This is a genomic window from Rothia nasimurium (assembly GCF_928391935.1).
GTDB classification, from domain to species: Bacteria; Actinomycetota; Actinomycetes; order Actinomycetales; family Micrococcaceae; genus Rothia; species Rothia nasimurium_D.
The window spans coordinates 94,282-103,109 of the sequence record NZ_CAKMTD010000008.1 but is presented as its reverse complement, the minus strand read 5'-3'; the positions used below and the strand labels follow the sequence as shown (position 1 = coordinate 103,109).

At 61.0% G+C, this 8,828-nt stretch carries 8 protein-coding genes and 1 tRNA gene; all 9 read right to left on the bottom strand.

From position 1 onward, the window contains the following. Positions 1-74 precede the first annotated feature (74 nt). Positions 75-452 (bottom strand): hypothetical protein, encoded by a 378-nt coding sequence (locus L7A15_RS08840; RefSeq protein ID WP_237212433.1) that lies wholly within the window; start codon positions 450-452, stop codon positions 75-77. Positions 453-747: 295 nt separating this feature from the next. Then, positions 748-821 (bottom strand) — tRNA-Leu (locus L7A15_RS08835). A 70-nt stretch (positions 822-891) separates the two neighbouring features. Beyond that, a complete protein-coding gene (locus L7A15_RS08830) occupies positions 892-2,277 on the bottom strand; it encodes an NAD(P)/FAD-dependent oxidoreductase (protein WP_237189422.1) in 1,386 nt (461 codons plus the stop codon). 262 nt (positions 2,278-2,539) lie between these two features. After that, complete coding sequence (locus L7A15_RS08825; protein WP_237208172.1) at positions 2,540-3,928, bottom strand: S8 family peptidase; 1,389 nt, start codon at positions 3,926-3,928, stop codon at positions 2,540-2,542. Positions 3,929-3,941: 13 nt separating this feature from the next. Continuing rightward, entirely contained in the window at positions 3,942-4,898 is a 957-nt protein-coding gene (locus L7A15_RS08820; protein ID WP_237208171.1) for a Ppx/GppA phosphatase family protein, read from the bottom strand. A gap of 46 nt (positions 4,899-4,944) precedes the next feature. Next, positions 4,945-5,511 (bottom strand): DUF501 domain-containing protein, encoded by a 567-nt coding sequence (locus L7A15_RS08815; RefSeq protein ID WP_237200501.1) that lies wholly within the window; start codon positions 5,509-5,511, stop codon positions 4,945-4,947. Between the two features lie 80 nt (positions 5,512-5,591). After that, positions 5,592-6,335: a septum formation initiator family protein gene (locus L7A15_RS08810; protein ID WP_237208170.1), complete on the bottom strand. Its 744-nt coding sequence runs from the start codon at positions 6,333-6,335 to the stop codon at positions 5,592-5,594. A 166-nt stretch (positions 6,336-6,501) separates the two neighbouring features. After that, positions 6,502-7,782, bottom strand: a complete 1,281-nt coding sequence (gene eno / locus L7A15_RS08805) for a phosphopyruvate hydratase (protein ID WP_237208169.1) — start codon at positions 7,780-7,782, stop codon at positions 6,502-6,504. A gap of 340 nt (positions 7,783-8,122) precedes the next feature. Further along, a complete protein-coding gene (locus L7A15_RS08800; RefSeq protein WP_237212431.1) occupies positions 8,123-8,815 on the bottom strand; it encodes a MazG nucleotide pyrophosphohydrolase domain-containing protein in 693 nt (230 codons plus the stop codon). Positions 8,816-8,828: the final 13 nt, after the last annotated feature.

The window sequence follows — 8,828 nt, the reverse complement described above, 5'->3', positions numbered from 1 at the left end:
TGCTGAGGTCTAGGCCTTGTTCTTTGGCTTGGGTGATGAGGTTTTGGGCGAGTTGGTGTTCTGTTGTCATGGTGTTATTTTCTCCTGTTGGGGTTGGGAGGGTTTACACCGTTTTCCTGACAGTCCCAAGCTACAAGAACAGTACCTCGTGACGTCTTGTGGGAGTATAACTGCCCCCTCTTAATGCGATTCAAAATAAACCACATACCCCAGATAGCAAGAAACAGGCTCACCGATTTAAGCACAAAGCCTGCCATAAGATATGCAAAAGGACCTCCGGCTGCCAGGTCAAAGCTGATTCCGCCTTCGATGGCCGGGCTGAGGAAGGTATGGAACTTCTGATCGACAAATACATTCAGGATGTAGGTGACAAGAAACAGGCTGCAGAGCATAGCCAGTACAGTTACATCCATCGACCAGAAACTTTTCTTTCTGGGAACATCAGTAGGCACAGTCGCCTCCTTACCGGTCGGACGGAGGTGTTCTTATGAACCCCCAATACCAACCACATATCGTTTTTCAATACTATTGTTTATCAATATTATCGTTCAACGATATGCCGTGCAAGCGTTACCCCACGCTAAACGCCAGGCTACAAAAAAGAGAGTACGCCCGCGCTTCGCGCATTATGGCGTCAGTACAGTTTCAGCTGGCTAAAATCGCCACATCGGTGGCGATTTTGAACGCCAGGCTACAAAACAAATGGCATGTCTGCGCTTCGCGCATAGTGACATGCCATTTGTTTTGTAGCCCCACCGGGACTCGAACCCGGAACACAAAGATTTTAAGTCTTCTGCCTCTGCCAATTGGGCTATAGGGCCTTGAGCAGGCGCCCGCCGGGCCACAACCCGGCGAGCGCTTACTGCTTATACCTTTATACCAGAAAAGCGCTTAGAGCTTTGCCTTAGCCTTCTCGGGGGCGGTGCCGGTAGCCTGCTGGAAGGCCCGGCGAGGTGAACGCTGGTGACGAATCGACGAAGTATCGCGGCCAAAGACCTGGTTCAGGGCCCAGGTAGCCATCACGCGGGCAGTACGCTCAGTGGTGGGGATAGCGGTACCGTGGTAGCCGCGGTGCATGAGCCAAGCCAGGGGGCCACCGATGGTCTTACCCTTGAAGTTAGCAACGCCCTTCCACAGACCCAGACCAGCAACAACACCAATGGTCTCGTGGTAGTAATCAGTCAGGGCCTCACCGCGGCGCTTAGCCAGCAGGTTCTCAGCCAGCTTCAGAGCCTGACGGGAAGCGTGCTGGGCGTTGGGGACGCAGAAGCCACCGACGCCGCCACCGGAAAGGTCAGGCACAGCAGCGTTATCGCCAGCAGCCCAGGCGTCCTCAATAACGCCCTCATCGCCAGCAACACGCAGGTCAGGCTGAACACGCACACGGCCACGCTCGTCAATGGGGAAGTCGGTGTCCTTAAGCATGGGGGACGCAGCAACACCGGCAGTCCAAATCAGGGTGTCAGTCTCAAGCTCACCAGCAGGTGACTTGTCGCCCATGTTGATCAGCTTCAGGTGGCCGTCAGTAGCGTCAGACAGGGAGGTGTTCAGCAGGACCTCAATGCCACGGGCACGCAGCTCAGCAACAACCTTCTCAGCGCGGTCAGCAGGAACCTCAGGCATGATGCGGGGGGCAGCCTCAACCATGACGAAGCGCAGGTCAGACACGCGCAGGCGGTCGTTGCGGTTCACAGCCTCACGGGCCATATCTTCAAGTTCAGAGATGGTTTCAACACCGGCGAAACCGCCACCAACAATCACGAAGGTCAGGGCGCGACGGCGGGCGTCCTCGTCAGTCTCAATGGAGGCAACTTCCAGGCGCTCCAGAACCCAGTTACGAACAGACACGGCCTCTTCAACGGTCTTCATACCGATAGCGACCTCAGCCAGGCCGGGGATCGGGAAGGCACGAGTCACAGCACCGGCACCCAGGACGATCTCATCGTAGGTCAGCTCGAAAGGCTCACCAGCGTTGATGGGCTCGATGGTAGCGGTCTTGCTTGCGTGGTTCACAGCAATGACGCGGCCACCAATGATTTCGGAGTCACGCAGGTGCTGGCGCAGGGGCACGGTAGCGTTGCGGCCCTCCATGGAACCTGCAGCAACCTCGGGGAGGAAGGGCTGGTAGGTCATGTAGGGGTTGGGATCAACGACGGTGACGACGCCACCGGATTCCTTGATGACCTTCTGAATCTTCTTAGCAACGGTGAAGCCAACGTAGCCGCCACCGACGATCAGGACGCGAGGGCGGTCCTGTGCAATCTTATTGAATGCCATTCGTGTTTGTTCTTCCTGTCATAGGGATAACCGGTCACCCGGCAAAAAGTCTCCATGCTTATCTTGCCACTTTTGAGGGGCTTAAGCATAGTTTTGAGCATATTTTGCTCTCAGCTATTGCGGGGTGTTATACCCCAGTCTTTCAGCCCTCTATGAGGGTGATGTGAGAAGCAGATGAAGGCAGTCTTCACCTCTTCCCCTCCCCCAGACGGGGCCCAGGAAGTAGCGCCTCGCCGTCCTACCTGCAGAAACGGCAGGGCCCCTACCGGCGGGGGTGGCGGATAAGCCAGCCCAGTTGCCTGATGGTGCCCAGGCTGATGATTCCCACCCAGAGGGCAAAGGCAGCTAACACGATAAAGGGGAGGATTCCGGAGTCTTCGACGGGACGCACCGGCTGGGGGGCGGCGGCCTCCTCAATGGTTTCGCCTGCCTGGTGGACAGGCTCCTGGCTGGGCGTTTCACTGGCTTCTGCAGAGTGCTTCCGGTGGACCTTTTCCCACTCGGCCATAGACCCGAGGGGGTTGGTATCCGTATCGTCCGGGGTGTCAGAGGCAAGGGCCTTGGCCGGGTTGAGAATCCCGTAACCGTAGAGGGCGTCGCGGCCCTTGTCCCCGGCGTCGTCGGCTGAGCTGATAATCCGCTCGATCACCTGGTTCCCGGTCAAATCCGGGTATTTTTCCATAATCAGGGCAGCAACCCCGGCGACGATAGGGGCGGCTGCGGAGGTGCCTGACCAGGTGGCGTACTTGTTGCCGGGGATAGCCCCGATCATGGATTCTGCCGGGGCCGCCACAGCAATAGAAATACCCTGGGAGGAGGACTCTTCTGAGGCCACCTGGTTCTTATCCACCCCGCCAACGGTCAACACCCCGGGCATGGTGGCCGGGGCCCCGACCTGGGTGAGGCCAGCACCCCGGTTACCGGCCGAGGCAATAATGACGACACCCTTTTCTTCAGCGTAGGTGAAAGCCTCGTCCCAGGACTGGGGCCAGGTGGTCTTATCGGAGCCGACAGAGAGGTTGATGATATCCGCCCCCTGATCAACTGCCCATTGGACGGCGTCGGGTATCTGCTCGTCAATGGAGCGGGTCCCGGCCTCGGCTGTTCCCATTTCCAGGGAGACGGGCAAGATTGTGGCTTCGGGGGCGACGCCCAGCATGCCCGCTGAGTCGCCGGGTTCCCCGGGGTTGGATGGGGTGGTGCCGTCATTGTGCCCGTGACCAGCAATGATGGAGGCAACCAGGGTGCCGTGCTCTGGTTCTAGCCCCAGGCCCGTCCAGCCCTTACTTTTGGTGGTGCCGGTCGAGGCATCGTAGCCGGGTGAGACGTTCTTTTTAAGGTCCTGGTGGGTGCCGTCCACGCCGGTGTCGATGACGGCGACGGTGACGCCCTTGCCTGTGGCCTGATCCCAGAGGTCGCTGATCCCGTACTCGGTGAGCCAGTACTGGCGGGCCCGAATCGAGTCCCCCTTGGGGGTTCGGGTTGTCTGCACCGAAGGCAGAGCGGTAGGCGCCTTGCTGGGGCTTGCGCTGGTTGACGCGCTGGGGCTTGGCTTGGTGGTGGTTGCTTGCCCGGGTAGGGACGTGAGTGTCCCGCCCAGCAGGGCAAGGCAGGTAGCAGCAAGAAGGGTCAGGGGTCGCAGTCTAGGCATGGACCTGGGATTTCTAGTGGTTGGCGCGGGTTGCGACCGACAGGGCCAGGCCGTCGAGGATGTCCTTTTCTGAGGCAATGACGGTAGTGATTGCCCCGCCTGTCAGGGCACTGACGCGTTCACAGATGCGGGCCCAGACGACCGAGCCTGCCGGAATCACATCTACGCGGCCCTCGTGCATGTAGGGCAGGGCTGCCCGCTGGGCGCTGGTCATCGCCACCATGTCGGCGGCGGTGTTAGAGACGGCCTTGATGGAAATTTCGGAGCGGTCGATTCGGTCAGGATCATAGGCGTCCAGGCCCAGGGCGTGGGCCACCACCGTGGTGACGGTCCCGGCGACCCCCACAATACGCTCGGCCTTGGACAGGTCAACGGTTGAGAGGGCGGTAGCAATGGCCTTGTCGGTGTCGGCAATGACGCGGGAAATCTGGGTGACGTTGGCCGGGTCTGAGCTGATGTGGCGCTCGGTCATGCGCACGCAGCCGATATCCACAGATTTAGCTGCCGCTACCCCGTCCTTATTGCCCAGGACGAATTCGGTGGAGCCGCCGCCTAGGTCGACCACCAGGGTCATGGCCTCGGTATTACCCACGGACGAGACCGCCCCGGCAAAGGACAGTTCAGCCTCTTCCCGGCCGGTGATGACCTCGGGTTCTACGCCCAGGATCTGCCGGATTCCGTCTGTAAAGATTTTCCGGTTGCCGGCGTCGCGGGTGGCGCTGGTGGCGGCAAACCGGACGTCGGTTACCCCGTAGTCCCGCAGCAGGTCAGCGTACTCGCGGGCGGCGGCAAAGGTACGGTCCAGGGATTCCTTGGCCAGCCAGCCGGTGGCGTCCACGCCCTTGCCCAGGCGCACAATCTTCATACGGCGCTCCAGCTCGTGGAGCACAGGGCCGGTTTCGGTGATCTCAACATCGGCAATGAGCAGGCGGATGGAGTTGGTTCCGCAGTCGATAGCTCCTACACGCATGGGTTTCTCCCTGGGGCTTGTGGGGTCAGGACGGTCGGGGCTGGGCTTAGTCGCGCCAGGTAGGGTCGCAGTGGCAGGTTTCGGGGGTCCACCATTCTGCAATGAGGTCTAAGGTGGCGTCGCCGTAGGGGTTGATTCCACGACCGACGGCCAGGGTGTGGCCGAGGACGGCGTGCAGGCACTTGACGCGGGTGGGCATACCGCCAGCGGACACGCCCTCAATTTCGGGTACCTCGTCGAGGCCGGCCTTGAGGCGGATACGTTCGCGCTCGGCCAGGTAGTTTTCGTGGGCGCCCCGGTAGGCTGCCGCCTTGTCTTCGTTGTCGGCAACCTCGTCGGTCATCTCGTACATGGCCCCTTCTGCCTCTAGGCGGGAGGCGGCGGCGGTGATGACGGGGTGGGCCAGGTAGAAGGTGGTGGGGAAGGGGGACCCGTTGGCTAGGCGCGGGGCGGTGGCGGCGACCAGGGGGTTGCCGCAGATACAGCGGGCGGGAATTTCGACCACGTCACGCACGGTGCGGCCGAGCTGCGCTGAGAGCACTGTAAGGTCGAGCTCGGTGGGGCTGAGAGTCTCGGCGGTGACGCCGAAGCCGTGCGGCTGGTGGGTGGTCATAATGTCCTTCGGGTGGGTTAGCTGTTTAGGTTCTAGTCTACCTACCGGCTGGTAGGTTCGGTGGGGGTGGCGGGGGCCGGTTAGCGGCCGGTGCCTTCGGGGGTGGTTCCGGCGGACGGTTGCGCGGTGGGCTCAGCGGTTGTGCTGGGCCCGGCCCCGGCAGGTTCTTCAGGTCCTGCGCTGGTTGCCGTGTCGCTCGGTGCTGCAGATTGGCTGGGTGTCGGCCGTGGTGGACTAACGGAGGTGTCTTCAGCGGCGATCTGCAGGGACCCCCAGAGTTTTGTGGTCCACGAATCTTCGGGGGCCGTCAGGGCCGCCACGCTGGTGTCATCTGCCAGCTCTTGGCCGGTGTCAGCCCCTACCACCAGGTAGGGGGTCTCCCCCGGTTCAACGTAGAAGAGGCGGCTCTTGGCTTGTTGCTTGACGTAGTTGTCGTCCTGCCACCAGCTCACTTGCGCTTCTAGGGCCTGTTTTTCTGCTTCAAGTGCGGCGATGTTTTCTTGGGCGCTCTTGATCTCGTTGCCTTGTTTGATGTAGCTGGTCAGCGGGTTGTAGACGGTGAGGGCAACAACCACCAGCACGATGGCTAGGGTGACGAAGTGGCCGCTGAACGCATGGGCTGCTACGGGGGCTGTGAGGCCGCCTTCGTCTGAGCTGGCCCGGGCTGAGGGGTTGCTCAGGTCGAAGGTTTTGGGGGCGGCTGGTTGCGTCCTGGCAGGCCTGCCCTTGGCCTGATTTTTGGTGGGGGCGGACGGCCGCGCCGGGGTGCCGAAGCCGAAGTAGGCTGCGATGGGGTTGGGTTTCTTACCCGGTGTGCGTGCCATAAATGCTCTTCCTGCCCTCTCGTCCGTGATTTTCCTATTTTACCGCCTGAACTGGGCACCCGCTGAACGGTTCCTGCCTTCGTCCTTAAAGGGCAGTGCCCCGGCCAGGGGGGAAACCTGGCCGGGGCGGGAGCGTCCTCAATCTCTCACGTGAGAGAGGAAAAGACTACTTTGCGAAGCGGGGGAAAGCACCCTTGCCTGCGTAAACAGCCTGCTCGCCGAGCTCTTCTTCAATGCGCAGCAGCTGGTTGTACTTAGCAACGCGCTCGGAGCGGGCGGGAGCACCGGTCTTAATCTGGCCAGCGTTGGTAGCAACAGCCAGGTCAGCGATGGTGACATCCTCGGTTTCACCTGAACGGTGTGAAACCATGCAACGGTACTCGGAACGCTGAGCCAGGCTCATAGCGTCGAAGGTCTCAGTCAGTGAACCGATCTGGTTGACCTTGACCAGCAGGGCGTTGGCAGCGCCACCCTCGATGCCCTTAGCCAGACGCTCGGGGTTGGTCACGAAGAGGTCGTCGCCAACAATCTGAACCTTGTCGCCGATTTCGGCGGTGAGGGTCTTGTAGCCGTCCCAGTCGTTCTCGTCCAGGGGGTCCTCGATGGAAACGAGGGGGTACTTAGCAACCAGGTCAGCGTAGTAGGCAGACATTTCAGCTGCAGACTTCTTCTGGCCTTCGAACTCGTAAGCGCCGTCGTTGTAGAACTCGGAGGAAGCGACGTCCAGAGCCAGGGCGATTTCTTCACCGGGCTTGTAGCCGGCCTTCTCGATAGCCTCGATGATCAGGTCAAGTGCAGCAGCGTTGGAGTCGAGGTTGGGGGCGAAGCCACCTTCGTCGCCCAGGCCGGTGGACAGGCCGCGGTCGTGCAGAACGCTCTTGAGGGCGTGGTATACCTCAACGCCAGCCTGCAGGGCAGCGGAGAAGGTGTCGAAGCCGATGGGGGCGATCATGAATTCCTGGATGTCAACGTTGGAGTCAGCGTGTGAGCCACCGTTGAGGATGTTCATCATGGGAACGGGCAGGACGTGAGCGTTGGGGCCGCCCAGGTACTTGTAGAGGGGCAGGTCTGAGGACTCAGCTGCAGCCTTAGCAACGGCCATGGAAACGCCGAGGATAGCGTTTGCGCCGAGCTTGCCCTTGTTGTTGGTGCCGTCCAGGGCGATCATGGCTGCGTCAACAGCACGCTGGTCGGTTGCGTCAATGCCGATCACTTCTTCAGCGATTTCGTCAATGACTGCTGAGACAGCGCCGAGAACGCCCTTGCCCAGGTAAACAGCCTTGTCGCCGTCGCGGCGCTCTACTGCTTCCCATTCACCGGTGGAAGCGCCTGAGGGAACTGCTGCGCGGCCGAAAGCGCCGTCTTCGAGCAGGACCTCTACCTCGACGGTGGGGTTGCCGCGTGAGTCAAGAATCTGACGAGCGTGAACTGCGGTAATCAAAGCCATGAATATGCTCCTTGGAGGATAAGAAAGTGGGATGGCTGTATAGCGCTGAGCGGGCTGCTCTGGGAGCTGGCTCTTGCCGAAGCCCCCGGCGCGTTTATGGCTCTCAGTCTACCAAAAAACCCACATAAGCACACAGGAATTCAACAATTCCCACGCTAATTTCGCTCATGGTGAGGTTTTGTTGGTTAATGACCAACCGGTCACAACATCAAACCGCTTCTATTCTCCCACCCCACTTTTCCTGTGAACAGGTATTACAGCCCCCTCACGCTGTAACCTCGGCTACGCCCGCCAGCCCCAGCCCTCTCAGGCCCAGCCCAACCAACCAATCAACCCAGCCCTAGCTATCGAAGGCTTCAATAACGCCCCGGTTGTAGGCACGCAGGGCCCGCTCTGCGTCCAGCCCGGCAGACCGGGCAGAAGCAACCACCTGGTAGAGGTAGGCACCGAGCTCCTCTTCGGAGGTGAAGGGGGGAACCGGGCCGGGGGCGTCCTGCCCCTCAGCCCTGGGCCCCTCCCCCACCTTGGCCAGCTTGCCCTGGAGGGCAGCGGCTGAGGCGAGCGCAGGCAGGCCCGGGGGTATACCGTCCAGGACGCCGGTGCGTTCCGGCTTTTCGGCTTGCTTGATGGCATCCCAGGTGTCGTAGATATCTTGAGCGGTGGGGTGGCCCTGGCCTGCCCGGCTGCCAAAGACGTGGGGGTTGCGGCGGATAAGCTTGTCGCTGAGACCCTGGATGACGTCGGTAAGGTCAAAGCCGCCCTGCTCGGCAGGTACTTCTGAGGCCAGCTGGGCATGGAAGATGACATTCAGGAGGACATCCCCCAGCTCTTCGCGGAGCAGGGGCAGGTTAACTCCCCCGGTGGCTTCAACAGCCTCAACCACCTCGTAGGTTTCCTCCACCAGGTAGTGCATGATGCTCTGGTGGGTCTGGGCGGCAGTCCAGGCACAGCCGCCGGGGTTCCGCAAGGTGGCAAAGAGATGGAGCAACTGCTCCAGCCCTTCCCCTGCAGTGGCTTCTTCTCCCCTTCTCACCTTTCCCTCGGGC